General features: G+C 74.1%; 18 protein-coding genes and 1 tRNA gene. 7 read left to right on the forward strand and 12 right to left on the reverse strand.

The window, feature by feature from the left end; all coding sequences use genetic code 11:
* Positions 1–9: 9 nt before the first annotated feature.
* Genes VGL20_15430 through thpR form a run of 5 tightly spaced genes read left to right on the forward strand, consistent with a single transcriptional unit; the run spans position 10 to position 5,005 of the window.
* Positions 10–912, forward strand: a complete 903-nt coding sequence (locus VGL20_15430; protein ID HEY2705074.1) for an alpha/beta fold hydrolase — start codon at positions 10–12, stop codon at positions 910–912.
* Positions 909–2,066, forward strand: coding sequence for an FAD-binding oxidoreductase (locus VGL20_15435; GenBank protein ID HEY2705075.1), 1,158 nt, complete (start codon positions 909–911; stop codon positions 2,064–2,066). The genes VGL20_15430 and VGL20_15435 overlap by 4 nt, the downstream gene beginning before the upstream one ends.
* A 57-nt stretch (positions 2,067–2,123) precedes the next feature.
* Positions 2,124–3,371 carry an MFS transporter gene (locus VGL20_15440; protein HEY2705076.1) on the forward strand — a complete coding sequence of 416 codons (1,248 nt, stop codon included), beginning with the start codon at positions 2,124–2,126 and terminating at the stop codon, positions 3,369–3,371.
* Between the two features lie 33 nt (positions 3,372–3,404).
* The gene (locus VGL20_15445; protein ID HEY2705077.1) at positions 3,405–4,415 is read left to right on the forward strand and encodes a peptidylprolyl isomerase; all 1,011 of its coding nucleotides are present in this window, start codon (positions 3,405–3,407) and stop codon (positions 4,413–4,415) included.
* An 11-nt stretch (positions 4,416–4,426) separates the two neighbouring features.
* On the forward strand, positions 4,427–5,005 hold the full coding sequence (gene thpR, locus VGL20_15450; GenBank protein HEY2705078.1) for an RNA 2',3'-cyclic phosphodiesterase: 579 nt from the start codon (positions 4,427–4,429) through the stop codon (positions 5,003–5,005).
* A gap of 76 nt (positions 5,006–5,081) precedes the next feature.
* On the opposite strand, the gene VGL20_15455 is transcribed toward thpR, so the two are convergent.
* Both VGL20_15455 and VGL20_15460 read right to left on the reverse strand, forming a co-directional pair.
* Positions 5,082–5,393 (reverse strand): hypothetical protein, encoded by a 312-nt coding sequence (locus VGL20_15455; GenBank protein ID HEY2705079.1) that lies wholly within the window; start codon positions 5,391–5,393, stop codon positions 5,082–5,084.
* 73 nt (positions 5,394–5,466) lie between these two features.
* Positions 5,467–5,937, reverse strand: coding sequence for a MarR family transcriptional regulator (locus VGL20_15460; GenBank protein ID HEY2705080.1), 471 nt, complete (start codon positions 5,935–5,937; stop codon positions 5,467–5,469).
* Positions 5,938–6,159: 222 nt separating this feature from the next.
* Between VGL20_15460 and VGL20_15465 the strand changes: the two genes are divergently transcribed.
* Positions 6,160–7,863, forward strand: a complete 1,704-nt coding sequence (locus tag VGL20_15465) for a DUF4214 domain-containing protein (protein HEY2705081.1) — start codon at positions 6,160–6,162, stop codon at positions 7,861–7,863.
* A gap of 297 nt (positions 7,864–8,160) precedes the next feature.
* Here the strand turns inward: VGL20_15465 and VGL20_15470 are convergent, their stop codons facing one another.
* The 10 genes from VGL20_15470 to VGL20_15515 form a co-directional block, all read right to left on the reverse strand.
* Positions 8,161–8,589 (reverse strand): rubrerythrin family protein, encoded by a 429-nt coding sequence (locus tag VGL20_15470; protein ID HEY2705082.1) that lies wholly within the window; start codon positions 8,587–8,589, stop codon positions 8,161–8,163.
* A 22-nt stretch (positions 8,590–8,611) separates the two neighbouring features.
* Entirely contained in the window at positions 8,612–8,995 is a 384-nt protein-coding gene (locus tag VGL20_15475) for a Rieske (2Fe-2S) protein (GenBank protein ID HEY2705083.1), read from the reverse strand.
* A gap of 81 nt (positions 8,996–9,076) precedes the next feature.
* Positions 9,077–9,754 carry a ferritin-like domain-containing protein gene (locus VGL20_15480; protein ID HEY2705084.1) on the reverse strand — a complete coding sequence of 226 codons (678 nt, stop codon included), beginning with the start codon at positions 9,752–9,754 and terminating at the stop codon, positions 9,077–9,079.
* A gap of 132 nt (positions 9,755–9,886) precedes the next feature.
* On the reverse strand, positions 9,887–10,075 hold the full coding sequence (locus VGL20_15485) for a hypothetical protein (GenBank protein HEY2705085.1): 189 nt from the start codon (positions 10,073–10,075) through the stop codon (positions 9,887–9,889).
* 8 nt (positions 10,076–10,083) lie between these two features.
* The gene (gene pgl, locus VGL20_15490; protein HEY2705086.1) at positions 10,084–10,821 is read right to left on the reverse strand and encodes a 6-phosphogluconolactonase; all 738 of its coding nucleotides are present in this window, start codon (positions 10,819–10,821) and stop codon (positions 10,084–10,086) included.
* Positions 10,818–11,873, reverse strand: a complete 1,056-nt coding sequence (locus VGL20_15495) for a glucose-6-phosphate dehydrogenase assembly protein OpcA (GenBank protein ID HEY2705087.1) — start codon at positions 11,871–11,873, stop codon at positions 10,818–10,820. The genes pgl and VGL20_15495 overlap by 4 nt, the downstream gene beginning before the upstream one ends.
* A 2-nt stretch (positions 11,874–11,875) precedes the next feature.
* Positions 11,876–13,459 carry a glucose-6-phosphate dehydrogenase gene (gene zwf / locus VGL20_15500; GenBank protein HEY2705088.1) on the reverse strand — a complete coding sequence of 528 codons (1,584 nt, stop codon included), beginning with the start codon at positions 13,457–13,459 and terminating at the stop codon, positions 11,876–11,878.
* Positions 13,459–14,610 carry a transaldolase gene (gene tal / locus VGL20_15505; protein HEY2705089.1) on the reverse strand — a complete coding sequence of 384 codons (1,152 nt, stop codon included), beginning with the start codon at positions 14,608–14,610 and terminating at the stop codon, positions 13,459–13,461. Before tal ends, zwf begins: the two co-directional genes overlap by 1 nt.
* A 79-nt stretch (positions 14,611–14,689) precedes the next feature.
* On the reverse strand, positions 14,690–16,573 hold the full coding sequence (locus VGL20_15510; protein ID HEY2705090.1) for a transketolase: 1,884 nt from the start codon (positions 16,571–16,573) through the stop codon (positions 14,690–14,692).
* Positions 16,574–16,771: 198 nt separating this feature from the next.
* On the reverse strand, positions 16,772–17,482 hold the full coding sequence (locus VGL20_15515) for a hypothetical protein (GenBank protein ID HEY2705091.1): 711 nt from the start codon (positions 17,480–17,482) through the stop codon (positions 16,772–16,774).
* A gap of 115 nt (positions 17,483–17,597) precedes the next feature.
* On the opposite strand from VGL20_15515, the gene VGL20_15520 reads away from it, so the two are divergent.
* Positions 17,598–17,674 (forward strand) — tRNA-Arg (locus tag VGL20_15520).
* Positions 17,675–17,770 lie beyond the last annotated feature (96 nt).

Here is a 17,770-nt window from a genome sequence, read left to right on the forward strand (position 1 = left end):
TGCCGCGCTATGCAGGAACGGTTCCTCGACACCGGCGGGCGCCGGCTGCGCTACCTCATCGGGGGGACGGGGCCTGCGCTGGTCCTGATGCACGGGTTCCTCGGGTCGGCCGAGAACTTCGAGACCTGGTTCGACGAGCTCTCCACCCGGCGCACCCTGGTGGTGCCCGACCTGCCCGGGTGCGGGGCGTCGTCGCCGCTGCCGGGGCGGCACACCTCGGCGGCGATCGCCGCCGCGGTCGAGCCGCTGATCGACCACCTCGAGCTGGGGCGCTTCGAGCTCGGCGGGCTCTGCCTGGGGTCGCCGGTGGCCTGCGCGATGGCGCGGCGGCGGCCGGGACAGGTGGGGCGGATGCTGCTCCACACCCCGCTGCTCGCCCCCGAGCTGGTGCGCCGCCGCTTCCACGTCCAGGTGGCGGCGATGACCGCGCCCGGGCTCTTCGACGGCGTCATCTGGCTGAGCCGGCGGCGGGTGGTCAGCGACCTCTACAAGCGGCTGATGGTCGAGGGCGCGGACGTCGACCGGCGCTCCGCCGAGGTGAACTTCGCCAACCAGTGCCGCGCCCACCCGCGGGCGTCGCGGGAGTGGCTGCGCGACGGGCTGCGGGTCCACGACGCCGGGCTGGTGGCGGCGCATCCCGAGCCGGTGCTGCTCATCGCCGCCGCCGGCGACAGGATCGTCGACAGCGAGGGGCTGCGGCTGCTGACCCGGGGCTGGGAGCGCTGCCGGCTGGCCCTGGTCGAGGACGCCGGCCACGGCTGGAACGAGGCCTACGTGCGCCGTCAGCTGGAGCTGCTCGGCGCCTTCCTCGACGGCCGTCCCCCGGCCGAGGACGGTGGCCACCCGGGGACCCGGGCCGCCGGCCAGGAGGCGCTGCCCGCGGGCGGCCCGGGGGGAGCCCCCCCGACGTGAGCTCCGGCGAGCTTCCCGCCACCGCCGGCTGCGTGATCATCGGTGGGGGGGTGGTGGGGTGCTCGCTCGCCTACCACCTCGCCCGCGGCGGGATGCGGCCGCTGCTGCTGGAGCGGGGCGAGCTCGGCGGCGGCTCCACCGGGCGCTGCGCCGGCGGGGTGCGCCAGCAGTTCTCCACCGCGGTGAACGTGCGCGTCAGCCGGCTGAGCCGGGCGATGCTGGAGCGCTTCCCCGAGGAGATCGGCGTCTCCGCCGAGCTGCGCCAGATCGGCTACCTCCTGCTCGCCAGCACCGAGGCCGAGGCCGCGCAGTTCGCCCGCAACGTCGAGGTCCAGCGCGCCGCCGGGCTGGGCGAGGTCGAGCTGCTCGACGTCGCCGGCGCCCTCGAGCTGGTGCCCGAGCTGCGCGCCGGCGACCTGGTCGCCGCCACCTGGTGCCCCACCGACGGGCTCGCCGGGCCCAACGAGGTGACCCTTGGCTACGCCGCCGCCGCCCGCCGCCACGGCGCCACGGTGCTCGAGGACATCGCGGTCACCGGGATCGACCTCGAGGGCGACGCGGTGGCGGCGGTGCGCACCACCCGCGGCCGGGTGGCCACCCCGCTGGTGGTCGACTGCGCCGGCCCCCATGCCGCGGAGGTGGCCCGCCTCGCCGGGTCGGCGGTGCCGGTGACCCCCTTCCGCCGCCACATCTTCCTCACCGAGACCTTCGCGCTCAGCCGGCCGGTGCCGATGACCGTCGACTTCCACACCTCGTTCTACCTCCATCCCGAGGGCGACGGCCTGCTGCTGGGGATGAGCGACCCCGACGAGCCCGCCTCCTTCGACACCAGCGTCGCCTGGGACTTCCTCGAGCACCTCATCGAGCACGCCACCTGGCGGCTGCCCGCGCTCGAGCGCACCGCCATCCGCACCGGCTGGGCCGGCCTCTACGAGATGTCGCCCGACCACCAGGGCATCGTCGGCGAGGCGCCGGGGCGGCCGGGGCTGTGGCTCTGCTGCGGATTCAGCGGCCACGGCTTCATGCACGGCCCGGCGATCGGCCACCTGCTCGCCGAGCGGCTGCTCGGCGGCAGCCCGGAGATCGACCTCACCCCCTACTCTCCGGAGCGCTTCACCGCCGGCGACGGCGAGCCGGAGGTTTCCGTGATTTAGAGCGTCTGCGACGACGGCGATTCTCGACGTCTTCGGACGATCTGGGATCATCGGTGCATGGACGCCTGCCAGCCGCCCGCGCCCACGTCGCGGCGGGGCGTGCTGCCCCCGGTGCTGCGGGTCCGTCCCTTCCGCTGGTACTGGCTGGCGCAGTGGCCGGTGCTGATCGGCACCTGGATGCAGATCGTCGCCCTCGGCTACTTCGTGTACCAGCTCACCCACAGCCAGACCGCGGTGGGCATCGTCGCCGCCGCCGACGGGGTTCCCGCGGTGGCGCTCTCCCTGGTCGGAGGCGCGGTCGCCGACCGCATCAGCCGCCGCCGGATCCTGCTCGTCACCCAGACGGTGCTCGGCGTCAGCAGCGGCGCGCTGGCGGTGCTGGCGCTGACCGGGCGTGCCTCGCTCGGCTCGGTGATCGCGGTGGCGCTGATCTTCGGCGCCGCCGACGCGGTCGACCTCCCCAGCCGCCAGGCGCTGGTCGCCGACCTCGTCGAGCGCGACCTGGTGGTGAGCGCCGTGGCCCTCGGCTCGGTGGCGATGAGCACCTGCCGGATCATCGGCCCCGCCCTCGCCGGCCAGCTCCTGGTGAGCGTGGGACCGGGGTACTGCTTCCTGGTGCTGGCACTCGCCTACCTGGTGCCGATCGCGGTGCTGCTCACCCTCGTGCCCGACATCCCGCCCCGGGTCCACTCCGAGACCGGGGTGGGTCGCGGCCTCCGCGCCGGCATGGCCGCGGCCGCCCGGGACCCGCTGGTGCGCTGTGTGGTGATCTGCGCCGCGGCGCTCTCCTTCTTCGGGGTGTCGTACATGCCGTACCTGCCGGTGTTCGCCAGCACCTCGCTGCACGGCGGCGGCGCCGAGCTCGGTCTCCTCTACAGCACCGGGGGGGTGGGCGGCCTCGCCGCCGGCCTGCTCATCGCCCGCCGCGGGCGGCCCGCCGCGCGGGTGTGGATGCTCGGCGCCGGAGGGGTGGTCTACGCCGCCGGGCTGGTGACCCTCACCCGGTCACACAGCCTGGCGCTGGCGCTGCCCGCGCTGGTGGCGATCAGCTTCGGCTTCCTGGCGATGAACACGTCGATGAGCACCCTGCTGCAGACCGACACCGACCCGGCCCTCCGGGGGCGGCTGCTGGGGCTCTACACCACCACCTTCGCCGGGTTGCAGCCGCTGGGGACCCTGGTCTACGGGCTGGTGTCCCACCTGGTGCCGCTCTTCGACGCCATCGCCGCCGGCGCCGTGCTCGTCGGCCTGGCGGCGGTCTGGACGGCCACGCGTCCGGCGGTTCGCCACACCGCCCGCCGGTAGCCGCGGCGGCGCGGGCCGCTACCATGCCGCCCGATGGCCTCTCCACCCCGGCGGCGCCGCCGCCTCATGGTGCTCGTCCCGGTGGTGCTCGCCGCCGTCGCCGCCGGTGTGGTCGCCACCACCCAGCTGCTGGGCCGGGGCAGCACCACCCCTCCGCGCGGCCCGGTGGCCGAGGTCGCCGGGACCGGCATCCCCGCCGCCCTGTTCGACATCCGCCTGAACAGCGCGCTCACCGCCATCCGCCAGGCCGGCGGAGCCCCGCAGCCGGGCGACGCACCCTACCCGGCGTTCCTCGCGGGGGTGAAGCGGCGGGTGATGGAGAGCCTGATCGTCGACCGGGTCATCGCCGAGGAGGCGGGCTACCGCCACAGGGCCGCCACCGACGCCGACGTCGCCGCCGAGCTGGCGGCGGACGCCCGTGCCGCCGGGGGGGACGCGCAGCTGGGGCGCCAGCTCGCCGAGGCCGGCGGCAGCCTCGACCAGCTCCGCGACGCCGTCCGCTCCCGCCTGAACGAGGAGCGGCTCCAGGACCTGTTCGCCTCCCAGCGCGCCGCCGACATCGAGGCCCGGCTGGCGGCGGGCGCCCAGTTCGAGACCCTTGCGCAGCAGCTCTCCGACGACGAGCGCTCGCGGCCGAGGGGCGGCGACCTCGGCGCCCTCAACCTCGCCCAGCTGAGCGCCTCCGACGCCGGGTTCGTGGCCGCGGTGAAGGCGGCGCCGGGCGGGCGGGTGTCGGACCCGATCCGCGACGACGCCGGCTACGAGATCCTCCGCCTCGACGGCCAGACCGCGACCTCCCGCAGCCTCCACCGCATCCTGGTGGCCGCGCCCCGTCCCTACACGGTGCGGGAGCGCCCGCCCTGGTTCGCCGCCGCCATCTTCCAGGCGATCCAGGAGGACTGCCAGGCGAGCCGGCTGCGGGTGCTGCTCGACGTCGGACTCCAGCCGTGCGCCCCGTCGAAGCCGGCGCCGGGCGCGGCGACGGCCAGCCCGGCGGCGCCGGCCCCCTCGGGGGCGGGGACGGGCTTCACCCCGCGACCCTAGCCGGAGCGCGGGTGCGCAGCTTCCTCGCCGTCGCCGTGCGCGAGCCCGCGCTGAGCTCGGCCGGCGAGCTGCTCCACGACCTCGCCGCCGCCGTCCCCGGGCGCGACTGCCGGTGGGTGCGCGGCGACGGCCTCCACCTCACCCTCCACTTCTTCGGCGAGCTCGACGAGGCTCGGGTGGGTGAGGTGGTCGCCGCGGTGGCCCCGGCGGCGGCCGGGTCCGCGCCCTTCCCACTGACCCTGGGCGGGCTGGGCAGCTTCCCGCGACGGGGCGAGCCACGGGTGCTCTGGCTCGGGGTGACCGGGGGCCTGGAGCCGCTGACGGCCCTCGCCGTCGACGCTCAGGCGCGGCTCCGGGCCGCCGGCTTCGAGATCGAGGACCGTCCGTTCTCCGCCCACTGCACCCTGGGGCGACCGCGCCCGGGATGGCCGCCGGGGGCGCGGGCGGCGTGGGCCGCGGCGGTCGCGGGCGAGCCGGGGCTGCCGCCGTTCGCGGTGGACCGGCTCGCCCTCTTCCGGTCGCGTCCCACGCCCTGGGGGGCCGAGTACGCGGTGGTCGAGGAGCTGGCGCTGGGCCCCGGAGGGGGCTGATCACCCGCGATGCCGGGGCTGTGCCTGTGGCAAAGCCTGTGGATTGTGTGCACGAACCGGTGGGAGAGGGGCGATCTCAGTGATGGGTGTCGGGATTCGCCGGTGGTGCGTCGGGATCCTCCCGGCGCTCGTACTCGCCGGAGATGTCGCGGTCGAGCTCCTGCAGCACCCGCTTCGCCTTGTCGATCGGGCCGCGCCCCTCGGAGGCCTCCTCCCTGATCTTGTGCCCCAGCTCGCCCGGGCTCTGCGGGTTGAGCTCCGGGTGCTCCTCCTCCTCGAGCGAGGACTCGGAGGCGGTGGTGCCGTGGCGGGCGGCGAACTCCTCGTCGACGCGCTCCAGCGGGCCGCCGGTCGCGGTGCCCGTCCGGCGGTCGGGTGCCGTGCTCATGGCCGCACCTCCGTAGTGAGTGGCTCCTGCCTTTCATTATAGCGAGGCTGTCATGTCAGGCCGGATGGGCCGGTCACTCGGTCCGCCCCCTGCGCTCCGCGCTGACCACCCGGTCGAGGGCGGTGCGGAGGACCCCGACCTCGGCGCCGGAGAGGTGGCGGGCGAAGTGGGCCTCGATGCCGCGGAGGTGGACGGGGGCGGCGCGGCGGAGCGCCGCCCGGCCCGCCGGGGTGAGCACCGCGTTGGCGCCGCGTCCGTCGGAGGGGTGGGCCTCGCGGCAGACCAGCCCGGCCGCCACCATGCGGTCGACCAGCCGGGTCAGCCCGCTGCGGCTGAGCAGCACCGCGTCGGCGAGGTCGCGCATCCGCAGCCGCCCCTGGGGGGCGCCAGAGAGCTGGAGGAGGACGTCGTACCAGGCCAGCGGGAGGCCGCACTCGGCCTCGAGCTCGGCCCCGAGCCGGTCGACGACGGCGGCGTGGGTCTCGAGCAGCAGGCGCCAGGCGGCGAGGCGCTCGGGGTCGGGACGGCGGGCCACCCCGCCCATCCTAGCATCGTCGTTGCAGGCACAACGATCGTGGCCGCGGGACGGAGGTCCCGACCGGCCGCCGCTGTCACGGATCTGCGACGGCGCGGTCGCAGATCCTCCGACGGCGGATCGCGGAGCAAGAACTTGCGGCGTTTCGACGTTCCCACGAGGACGGAACCGGATTTCCGGGGCGAGACCCGTCTCCTCTGGACTCCCTCTCTTGCTTCAGCTGAGGACGTGATGACCAAGCGCCTGACCCCCGCAACGACAACGGCGATCGGTGTGATCACCGTGTCGCTCCTTGCCGCCGGGGGATCCCGGCTGTTCGTGCCCTGGCACGTGGCGGCGGCCACCGCCGGCACGATCGCCATCGACAAGGCAGCGCTGCCGCCCGACGGCGTGTCGACGGCGGTGGTGACCGTCAGCAACGGCGCCTGCGGTGCCCTGCTCGGCATCGGAGCCGGCTCCGCGGTGGTGCAGGCCGACAACGGCGCGACCTTCTCGGCCTCGCAGACCGGACCCTTCACCGCCACCGTCACCGTGCCCCTCGGCAGCAGCGGGCAGGCCCAGGTCCTGGTCCGGGCGACCAGCACCCCGGGCCTCCAGAACGTCTGGGCGACCTTCAGCCCCGGCACCCTCGCCGCCAACTGCACCGGCCAGACCGCGAACGCGCAGTTCACGGAGCTCGGTACCGCCGCCTCGGTCACCCTCGACGCCCCGGCGCCGGCCCGCCTCCAGGTGTCGACCCCGACCACCAAGGCGCACGTCATCGCGCACGTGGCCGACGCCAGCTCCGGCCCCGTCCCCGGCGACAAGGTCTTCCTGGTCCGCAACGGCGACCCCGCCAGCGCGGTCGCGATGACCGACGCCGGCAGCGGAACCTACACCGCGGACGTCGCGCCGGCCACCGCCCCGAAGAGCGAGTCACTGATCGCGGTCGACACCAGCACGAACCCGAACCTGCTGTCCCCGGCGCAGACGCTGAGCAGCGTCTCCAGCAACGCGGACTGCACCCACCTCGGGCTGAAGTTCGCCCCGGCCGGCCTCACCGCGGACGGGACCAGCACCTCGACGGCGTCGGCCACCTTCGTCAACGGCACCGCGCCGGCGGCCGGCGAGCCGGTGACCTTCACCGCGGATCCCGGACTCAACATCACCGGGGCCTCGGCGGCCACCGACGCGGCCGGCGTCGCCACGGCGACGATCCATGCCGGCTACGCGGTCGGCACCAAGAAGGTGACCGTCACCTCGCCCAACTCGCTGATCTCCTGCAGCCAGACCGTGGCGATCAGCAACGGCACCGCCGGCACCAAGGACTCGGGCCAGCTCAGCCGCTTCATCTACCGCGCCTACAACGACGTGCTCCACCGCGTCGGCGAGGACCCCGGGGTCGAGTACTTCGGCAACTTCCTCACCTTCGGCGGCTCGCGCGGCCAGGTCGCGCTCACCTTCACCACCACCACCGAGTACCTCACCAACGTGGTGAACGCCACCTACCAGACCTACCTCGGCCGCGGCGGCGATCCCGGCGGGGTCAGCTACTGGGTGGGCCAGCTCGAGAACGGCGGCACCACCGACGAGCAGCTCGCCGCCCTGTTCATCTCCTCGGACGAGTTCTACGCCACCCACGGCGGCACCGACGGCGGCTGGGTCGACGGCCTCTACCACGTCGTCCTCGGCCGCGCCCCCGACGCCCCGGGCAGGCAGAACTGGCTCGACGCCCTCCAGAACGGCTGGAGCCGCACCCAGGTCGCCTACTTCTTCACCGGCTCCACCGAGCAGCTGAACAACAAGGTGATCGGCTACTTCTCCACCTTCCTCCACCGCGGCCCCGGCTCCATCGATGACGTGAACTACTGGGTCCACGCGATGCAGAACGGGGTCCACGACGAGAACGTGATGGCGGCCTTCATCGGCTCGCAGGAGTACTACGACAGGTCCTAGGCCACAGGCCGACGGGCGGCGGGCGGCGGGTGCCGCCTCCCCGGCGAGCTCGGGCTCGCACGGGGAGGCGGCATCGCCGTGTCCGGGGACCGGAGGGCCGGGCGGGGGACGCGCGGCGCTGACGACGGCTCGTCCCTCCGACCCAGCGGAGGGGGCTTCCGAGGCGTCTCGACCTTTGCAGCCCGGTCGGGCGCCGTCGAGGAAGTGCCGTCTCAGGGGGGTGGCGGCCGCGCGTCCCTACATGAGAAGACAGCGGACACGGCCCGGTGTTGCAGCCGGGCGGCGCCGTGACCGCCGTCAGCCGGCGGCGTCACCCGGGGGCAGCTGCCGGCGCAGCGCCCGGGCGTGGCCGCCCTCCGCCGCGGCGAGCAGGTCGAACCATGCGGCCACCCCGGTGAGGCCCTCCTCGCGGGCGACCTGGGCATAGCGGGGGAACATCTCGGCGTGCTCGTAGGTCTCGGTGCCGAGGGCGTTGCGGAGGTTCTCGTCGGTGCTGCCCATCGGGGCGCCGCTGACCGGGTCGCCGGTCTCCTCGAGGATCTCGAGCAGGCCCAGGGCGTGCCCGGTCGAGCCCTCGGCGAGCCCGCGGAGCACCGCCGCGGCCTCCGACCAGCCCTCGATGTCGGCGCGACGGGCGAAGTGCAGCAGGCGCCGGTTGGCGGCCGCCTCGCGGGCGAAGGCGGTGCGGAGCCCCGCCTCGGTGCGGCTGTCGCGCAGTCCTGCCATGGCCCACACAGTAGCTCCCGGGTCACCCCTCGGCGGTCGGCTCCCCGGGCGCGGGGGCGCGGCGTCGGGGGCCCACCCACACGTGGCCGTCGTGCTCCTCCACCTCGTAGAGGACCAGGTCGCGCAGGCAGGCCCGCCTCTCGGCGGGGAAGACCCGCGCCGGGTAGCCGTTGCGGCCGGTGCGGAGGTCGTAGGTGTAGTGGTGGTATGGGCAGTCGACCTCGTCCGACCAGATCCGTGCCTCGTCGAGGGGGTTGCCCTCGTGGGGACAGGTGGTGCCGAAGGCCACCGGCTGTCCGTCGCTGAGGCGGGCGAGCAGCACCGGGATGCCCTCGACCACGGCGCGGTGGACCCGCTGGTCGACCTCGGCGGAGGGGAGGGCCCGGGCAAAAGCGGTGCGCGGCATCATCCGCCCATCCGGTGGGGAGCGCACCACGGCCGGCGCACCCCGGGGAGTGCCGGCCGTGGCCGCAGCGGAGGACCCGTCCTAGCGGCCGAGGTCCGAGCTCATGAAGCCGCGCACGAAGGGGGAGTCGCCGGGCTTGGCGCGGCGGAAGTGGCCGCTCGGCCCCTCGCCGAGGAACTCGCTGAACCACGACTCGTGCTCGATCTCCTCGTGGAGGATGGCGAGCGAGAGCGCGTAGGTGCGGTGGTCCTTGCCGAAGGTGTAGTCGCAGATGTCCGTGTAGGTGCGGATCGCGCAGCGCTCCGCCTCGACCAGCACCCGGAGCAGGTCGTGGATCTGGTTCGGCGAGCCGGTCGGCTTGCCGCCGTTGCCGCCCGGGGAGAGGCTCGGATACTCACCCATCTCCGTCTTCAGGCTGCCGGGGAGGCTGGAGACGGACTCGTTTCCGGCCATGCTGTCCGGGAGGTAGGCGTCCGGGCAGCCGGCGACGTCGGCGAAGGCGCGGATGTCCCGGGGGATCTGGCCGCCGAGCTCGTAGATGCGCGGCACCAGCGCCTCGAAGTGGTTGCGGTCCTCGATGCGGGCGTCCTCGATGATCTCCTTGAGACCCTCTCCCTCCATGCCGATCGAGTTCACCCGGAGCACCGTGTAGTAGTAGAAGGTCGTGAACTCGGCGGCGGCGGCACGGACCAGCTTGTCGACGAGCACCTCGCGATCGAGACCGGCCCTGGTCACCATCTCCTGAGCAACGCTTCCCACGTCTGATCCTCCACGTCGTGCGGATGGTCGGCAGAGAATGAGGATACGCCGATGGTACAAAGCATTAGAAAGTGACTATCGCTTCAGACCGGCCGTTCCGGCCCCGGCTGCGCCGGCACGGCGGAGGGCGCCTCAGTCCCGGCCCAGCTGGCGGAGCGCCGCGGCCAGGCAGGCGGGGCAGGCGGGGGCCCCTCCACCCTGCAGCGAGCATTCGGCGCTGAGGTGCCCGTCCCACAGCCGTTCCGCGCGGGGGCGGGTGGGCAGCCGCGGCGGCAGCGCGTCGCCCCCGTTGGACGCCGCCTCCGGCGCCAGCGGCTGCATCGCCGCGCTCACCCGCCGGGGCCGGCCGCGGCCCGGTCGAGGAACCAGCGCAGCTCGCCGTGGGTCGGGCGCACCCGGGCGGCGGGCACGGTGCCGGCGACCACCCCGGCGAGCGCGGCCCGCTTCGACTCGCCGCTGACCAGGAAGGCCACGGCGGCGCCGCCGTTGATCAGCGGGAAGGTCACGGTGATGCGGTCGTAGGGCTCGTAGGTGGCCAGCCCCCGGGTCGCCCAGGCGTCGACCACCTCGAGGGCCGGGGTGCCGGGGAAGAGTGAGGCGGTGTGCCCGTCGGTGCCGATGCCGAGGAGGATCACGTCGAGCCGCGGCGCACCCGCGGGGCCGGCGGGCAGGGCGCCCTCGAGCAGCGCCGAGTACTCGGCGGCGGCGGCATCGAGGTCGGGGCGCTCCGCCTCCATGCGGTGCACCTGGCCCGGGGGGATGGGCACGTGGTCGAGCAGGGTCGTGCGCGCGAGCCGGTAGTTGCTCTCGGGGTGGTCGGGTGGGGCGGCGCGCTCGTCGCCGAAGTAGACGTGCCAGCGCGACCAGTCGAGGGTGTCACGGTGCGGAGGGCTCGCCAGCCGCTGGTACAGCGCCTTTGGCGTGCTCCCGCCGGCGAGGGCGATGCTGAACGCGCCCGCGCTCGCGATCGCCGCCGCCTGGGTCGCCACCACCCACTCGGTGGCGCGCTCGGCGAGAGCCTCGGCGTCGGCGCTGACCTCGACGGTCCCGGGCAGCGCCGGGGTCACATCCTGTGGCCGGCGGCGGCGAGCAGGGCGGCGAGGTAGACCGGGTCGGCACCCTGCTCCTCGAGCTGGGTGCCCACCAGCTCGACCAGGCCGGGGCGCTCGGCGCCGCTGGTCCAGGTGGAGGAGAGGCTCCGCATCGCGCCCTCGACGGTGATCGAGGTCGTGCGCCGGTCGCCCTCTCCGGAGATCTCCACCCGGGCCACCCGGTCGCGCTGCCGGGCGCGGATCGCCACCCCCAGGACCTCGCCGGCGCTGCCGTAGCCGGGGACGTGCAGCACCGCGGGCACGGGTGACCCCGCCCGCTCGAGGCGTGAGGTCAGCCAGCCGGCGAGCAGCCGCGCCTCGGCGCTCGGTGGGGTGCTGGCGCAGCGCACCTCCACCTCCTCGATCCCCCGGGCGAAGCCGCGCAGCTCGCGGGTGTCGAAGGCACGGCCGAGCAGCTCCCGCCAGGGGCGGAGCCGGCTCCAGGCGAGGTCGCCGATCGGAGGGACGGAGGGGAGGCGCTCCACCGTCCGCGCCAGCGTCGCCAGGGTGGCGGCGGGGTCGGGATAGGCGTCGCTGTCGAGCACCAGCCGCTCGCAGAGCTCGAGGGCGTCGGGGCTCAGCGCCTGGGTGAGCGGGGGTGCCCCGGCCAGCCAGAGGTAAACGGGGACGTCCGGCAGCAGCAGCGGGCTCACCACGCTGCGGAGGTGGAGGGCGGTCTCGCCGCCGACCTCGAGCCGGACCAGCTCGACGCAGATCTGCTCGCCCCGGGTGGCCGAGCAGCTCAGGCTGAGGTCGGCCTCGATCCGGGGCGCGGCCGCCGGGTCGGCGACGAGCACGATCGCCCGGGTGGGATGGCTCGCCGCGGTCCGCTCGACCACCTGGGCGGCCTGCTCGGCGCTCTCCCGGTCGGCGCAGGCGACCACCAGGGTGAGCACCGAGAGCCGGACGCTGCGGGTCTCGTCGCCGGCACGCAGCAGCGAGGCGCGCATCTCGGCGAGCTCGCGGGTGACCGCGTGGAGCCCGCTGACATGCTGGGCGCGGAGCAGGCCCGCGCCGGTGGCCGCCACGGCTAGGGCCGCCGCCAGGCGCGGCCGTCGCGGGCGAGCAGGTCGTGCGCCGCCTGCGGGCCCCAGGTCCCGGCCTCGTGGTTGGGGAAGTCATCGACCTTCGGCGGATGGGCGCGCCAGCCGTCGAGGATGGCGGTGCACAGCCGCCAGGCCTCCTCGACCTCGTCCTCGCGGGCGAAGAGGGTGGCGTCGCCGAGCATGCAGTCGAGCAGCAGCCGCTCGTACGCCTCGGGCGACTGGGTGAGGAACGAGCTCCCGTAGAGGAAGTCCATGTTCACGGTGCGGATGCGCATCGCCTGGCCCGGCACCTTGGCGTTGAAGCGCAGCGTGATCCCCTCGTCGGGCTGGATGCGCACCACCAGCAGATTGGGGTCGATCGAGCCCGGCGCCGGCGTGCCCGACGGGGTGGCCGCCTGGCCGCCGAAGGGAGAGTGGGGGACACTGCGGAACTGGATGGCGACCTCGGTGGCCCGTCGCGGCAGGCGCTTTCCGGTGCGCAGGTAGAAGGGGGTGCCGGCCCAGCGCCAGTTGTCGATCTCGAGCTTGATGGCGACGAAGGTCTCGCGCAGCGAGGTGGGGGAGACGCCCGGCTCCTCGCGGTATCCGGGAACATGCTCGCCCTCGACCCAGCCGGGGCCGTACTGGCCGCGCACCGTCATCTCGAGCACGTCGTCGGGGTGGATGGGGCGGATGGCGCGGAGCAGCTTCACCTTCTCGTCGCGCACCGTCTCGGGCTGGAAGTTGGCGGGCGCCTCCATCCCGATCAGCGCCACCAGCTGCATGATGTGGTTCTGGACGATGTCGCGGAGCGCGCCCGACTCCTCGTAGTAGGCGCCGCGCCCCTCGACCCCGATCGACTCGGCGACGGTGATCTGCACGTGGTCGATGTACTGCCGGTTCCACACCGGCTCGAAGATGCCGTTGGCGAACCGGAAGACGTGCAGGTTCTGCACCGTCTCCTTGCCGAGGTAGTGGTCGATGCGATAGATCTGGCTCTCGTCGAAGTACCGGTGCAGCTCCTCGTTGAGCGCCCGCGCGCTGGCGAGGTCGCGGCCGAACGGCTTCTCGACGATCAGCCGCACGAAGCCCTCCGGGGCCGGCGGCCGGGTCATGCTCGCCTCGCCGAGGCGGCGCGCCACCATGGCGATGCCGCTCGGCGGGATGCTCAGGTAGTAGACGCGGTTGCCCATCGTGCCGCGCTCGACGTCCACCTCCTCGAGCACGCTGCGCAGCGGGGCCAGGCCCTCGGGCTCGTCGAGCTCCACGCACGCGTAGCGGATCCCCTCCGCGAACGCCGCCCACCGGGTGTCGGTGACCGGGAAGCGGCCGAAGCGCTCGACCGCCTCGCGCATCGCGGTGCGGAACTCCTCGTCGGTCAGCGGCGTGCGCCCCGCCCCCACCACGGTGAAGCCGCCGGGCAGCAGGCCCTGGACGCCGAGCGCGTAGAGGGCGGGCACCAGCTTGCGCCGGGTGAGGTCGCCGGTGGCGCCGAAGATCACCAGCGCACACGGCTGCGGGGTGCGTTCCAGCCGCAGCCCCTCGCGCAGCGGGTTGGTCTGCGCTGGCGTCCTGGTTCCGACCTCCATCAGCGTGCCGGGGTGGCCACCTGGCCGCCGTGGAGGGCGTCGACCTTCTCGGCGATGCCGGTGATCAGCTCGCTGTAGGAGTCGGCGAACTGCTTGACGCCGGCCTCGAGCAGCTGCTGGGTGACGGCGTCGATCTCGATGCCGGCGGTGCGCAGCCGCTCGATGACGCGGTGGGCACCGGCGTAGTCCTCGCGCACCGTGTCGCCACGGACCACGCCGTGGTCGGCGAACGCATGGATGGTCTCGAGCGGCATGGTGTCGACGGTGTCGGGGCCGATCAGCTCCTCGACGTAATAGACGTCGCGATACGCGGGGTTCTTGGAGCTGGTGCTCGCCCACAGCGGCCGCTGCACCGCGGCGCCCTGGGCGAGCAGGCCGGCGAAGCGCTCGCCACGGAAGATCTGCTCGAACCGCTCGTAGGCGAGCTTCGCGTTCGCGATCGCCGCCCTGCCCAGCAGCGAGCGCAGCTCGGCGTCGTCGGGCCGCTGCTTCAGGCGCTCCTCCAGCAGCCGGTCGACGGCGGTGTCGACGCGGCTCACGAAGAACGACGCCACCGAGCGGTTGCCGACGGGGAGGCTGTCGGCGGCGCGGCGTTCGAGGCCGCGGATGTAGGCCTCGGCGACGGTCTCGTAGGCACCGAGCGCGAAGATCAGGGTGACGTTGATGTTCAGACCGTCGGCGATCAGCTGCTCGATCGCGGGGATACCCGCGGGGGTCGCGGGCACCTTGATCATCAGATTGGGACGGTCGACCCTGTCCCACAGGAACCTCGCCGCCGCGATCGTCCCCTCGGTGTCGTCGGCGAGGTCGGGGGCGACCTCCAGGCTGACGAATCCGTCGCCGCCCCCGGTGCGGTCGTGGATGGCGCGCAGGGTGTCGGCGGCGTGGCGGATGTCGGAGACCGCCAGCTCGACGAAGAGGTCGTCGGGGGACGTCACTCCGGCGCTCACCAGCTCGCGCAGCTGCGCGTCGTACCGGTCGCCCTCGGCGATCGCCTTCTGGAAGATGGTCGGGTTGCTGGTCATCCCGGTGACGGCGTCGTCGGAGATGAGCCTGGTCAGCTGATCGGTGGTCACCAGCTCACGGCTGATGAAGTCCAGCCAGACGCTCTGGCCGTGCTCTGTGAGCGCGTGAAGAGGGTTGCGGTCCATCCCGATATGGTCTCAGGTTGTCCCGCCGGCCGCTCTGACCGGGGAGGAGGCGGGTCGCACCCCGCCTCCTCCCGCCGGGTCAGTCCTTCCCGGCCAGTCTCCTCGCCGCCGCCACGATCGCGGGGGCGTCGATCCCGGCCGCCCCCAGCAGCTCGGCGGGGGTGCCCGACGTCGGCAGGGTCCGGACTGCGAGCTGGACCACGCGCGGCGGCTGCGCGTCCCCGGCGAGGGCCTCGAGGACGGCGCTGCCGAGGCCGCCCTCGGGGTGGTGGTCCTCGACCGTCAGCAGCCGGCCACCGGTGACCCGCGCGGCCTCGCGCAGGGTGGCCACGTCGACCGGCTTCACCGAGTAGAGGTCGATGACCCGGACGTTGATCCCGGCCTTCTCGAGCTCGGCCGCGGCGTCGAGGCAGAGGTGGAGGGTGACCCCGGCGCCGATCAGCGCGACGCTGTCCTCGTCGTGCTCCAGCACCACCCTCGAGCCGCCGACCCTGAAGGTCTCGTCGGGCCCGTAGATCACCGGGTAGGCACCCCGGGTGGTGCGCATGTAGACGATGCCGGCGGTGTCGGCCATCAGCCCGACCAGCTTCGACGCCGCGTTGGCGTCGGAGGGGTAGAGGACCGTCGAGCCGCGCACCGCGCGGATCATCGCGAGGTCCTCGAGCGCCATCTGCGAGGGCCCGTCGGCGCCGATCTCGACGCCGGCGTGGGAACCGCTCAGCCGGATGTCGGCCTCGGAGATGCTGGCCATCCGGATGAAGTCGTAGGCGCGGGTGAAGAACGCGGCGAAGGTGGAGGCGAAGGGGACGTATCCGCGCACGCTCATGCCGACCGCCGACGCGACCAGCTGCTGCTCGGCGATCCACATCTCGAAGAAGCGCTCGGGATGCTCCTTCTTGAACGACTCGGCGTAGGTGGAGTTGCTCACCTCGGCGTCGAGGACCACCACGTCGGGGCGGGCGCCGAGGGCGGCGAGCGCGTCGCCGTAGGCACGGCGGGTGGCCACCTTGGTGCCCAGCTCGTAGGTCGGGAGCTTCACCGTCCCGCCCCTTGCGGTCGTCGGCGTGCCGGGCTCGGGCGGGTTGTTGGCGATGGTCAGGTGGCGGATGCCGCCCAGCTCCTTGATGGCGCGCTCCGCCATGTCCGGCGGCAGCGCCTTGCCGTGCCAGTCGTCCTTGTTCTCGACCTCGCTGAAGCCGGACCCCTTCTTGGTCCGGGCGAGGATGGCCACCGGCCGGTCGCGCTCGGCGCGCGCCTCCTCCAGGGCCCGGTCGACCTGCTCGATGTCGTGGCCGTCGATGACGATCGCGCGGCAGCCGAAGGCCTCCACCCGGGCCTGGTAGACGTCCATCTCCCACTCGTACTCGGTGGGCCCGCGCTGGCCGAGGCGGTTGATGTCGCAGATCGCGGTCAGGTTGTTGAGCCCGTAGTGGGAGGCCTTGTCGAACGCCTCCCAGATCGAGCCCTCGGCGAGCTCGCTGTCGCCGCAGAGCACCCACACGTGGTACGGGAGCTTGTCGAGGTACTTGCCGGCGAGGGCGACGCCGACCGCGATCGGCAGGCCCTGGCCGAGCGAGCCGGTGGCCACGTCGACCCAGGGCAGCACCGGCGTGGGATGCCCCTGCAGCGGCGAGCCGAACTCGCGGTAGGTCATCAGCTCCTCGTCGGAGATCACGCCGACCGCCTTGAAGAGCGCGTAGTTGAGCGGCGAGGCGTGGCCCTTCGAGAAGATCAGGTGGTCGTTGGCGGGCGACTTGGGGTTCGACCAGTCGTAGCGCAGGTGACGCGCCGCCAGCACCGCGATCAGGTCGGAGGCCGACATCCCCGAGGTGGGATGGCCGGACCCCGCCTTCGTGCTCGCCCGGATGCCGTCCACCCGCAGCTGCTTCGCGAGCTCGCCGACGGTGGCGAGGTCCGATGTGGCGGTGACCTGCTCCGAGGTCGTACGTCCGGTGACCGGCATCTCCGTCCTCCGAGATCGTCCGCGCTGCCGGCGAGCTGACGCGCAGCTGGCCTCCGCGGGTCGTCTGCGACCCATCATGGGGGCAGAGGCCAGTTGCGTGCACGCGCCCCGGCGGTGGTCGTGAGGGTGGCCTGGTCGGGCGCCTGGCAGGGGAGGGGCTCCCACCCCGCGGGGGGACGCTCCTCCCCCCGGGCCCGCTCAGGCGGGGCCGAGGACCGCCGCCACGGCGCAGCGCGCGGCGTCGACGGTCACCCCGGACGCCACCTCACGAGCCCTGCGGACACCGGGCTGGACCATGCTCTCCAGCCGCGCCCAGCCGCGGTCGTCGCGGTGGGCGGCCACCAGCACCCGCTCGGGCGCCGCGATCTGCTCGTGGATACCCTGGCAGGCCAGCACCGTGCCCCCGACCGCCGCCGCCGCCTCCCGCCAGGGGTCGAGCTCGCCGCTCACCGCCGCGTAGCCGGCGCCGGCGAGGCTCTCCCAGGCCTGGGGGGAGCGGACCGGCATCTCGACGTGCCCCACCCGGCCGTCCACCACCTCGACCCCGGCGGCGCCGCCGTCACGGGCCCGGAAGCGCAGCCGCGGGTCGCCGTCGAGCACCACCGCGGGCGGGCGCACCAGCCCGGTCGCGGGGCCGGCGCCGAGGACCACCACCTCCCGGGCGCGGGGCATCCAGAACGACGCGGCCTGGCGCGCCGCCTCGGCGCCGGGGCCGGAGACCACCACGGCGAGGGTGCCGGAGCCGGTGACGCAGGTCCACGCCTCGCCGGCGCGGCCCGCGGGCACCGAGCTCCACTTCAGCCGGCGGGCCCCGAGCACGCCGCGCACCGCCAGCGCGTCGCGGCGCAGCGCGCAGGCGATCAGCCCGCACAGCCAGGGTTGCGTGGCCAGGTCCTGGGTCTCGGGCACCTCGGTCTCCGGTGACGGGGATGGTGGGAACGATGGATTGTGGCGCGCCGGCGGGTCGGGGCGGCCCCCGGTCGGGGGGGTGTAGACTCCGCTCCCACCGCGCCGGTGGCAGCGCGCGCCCATAGCTCAGCCCGGATAGAGCAGCGGACTACGGATCCGTGCGCGGGGGTTCAAATCCTCCTGGGCGCGCCACACTTTTCCCTCTCCGGCGGCTGCCTTGGGGGCAATCCCTGCCGCGACACGGTCGAGGAATCCGGGGCGGTCACCACGCGATGCGGGCGGCACGGC

The organism is Candidatus Dormiibacterota bacterium, assembly GCA_036495095.1.
GTDB lineage: Bacteria > Chloroflexota > Dormibacteria > Aeolococcales > Aeolococcaceae > CF-96.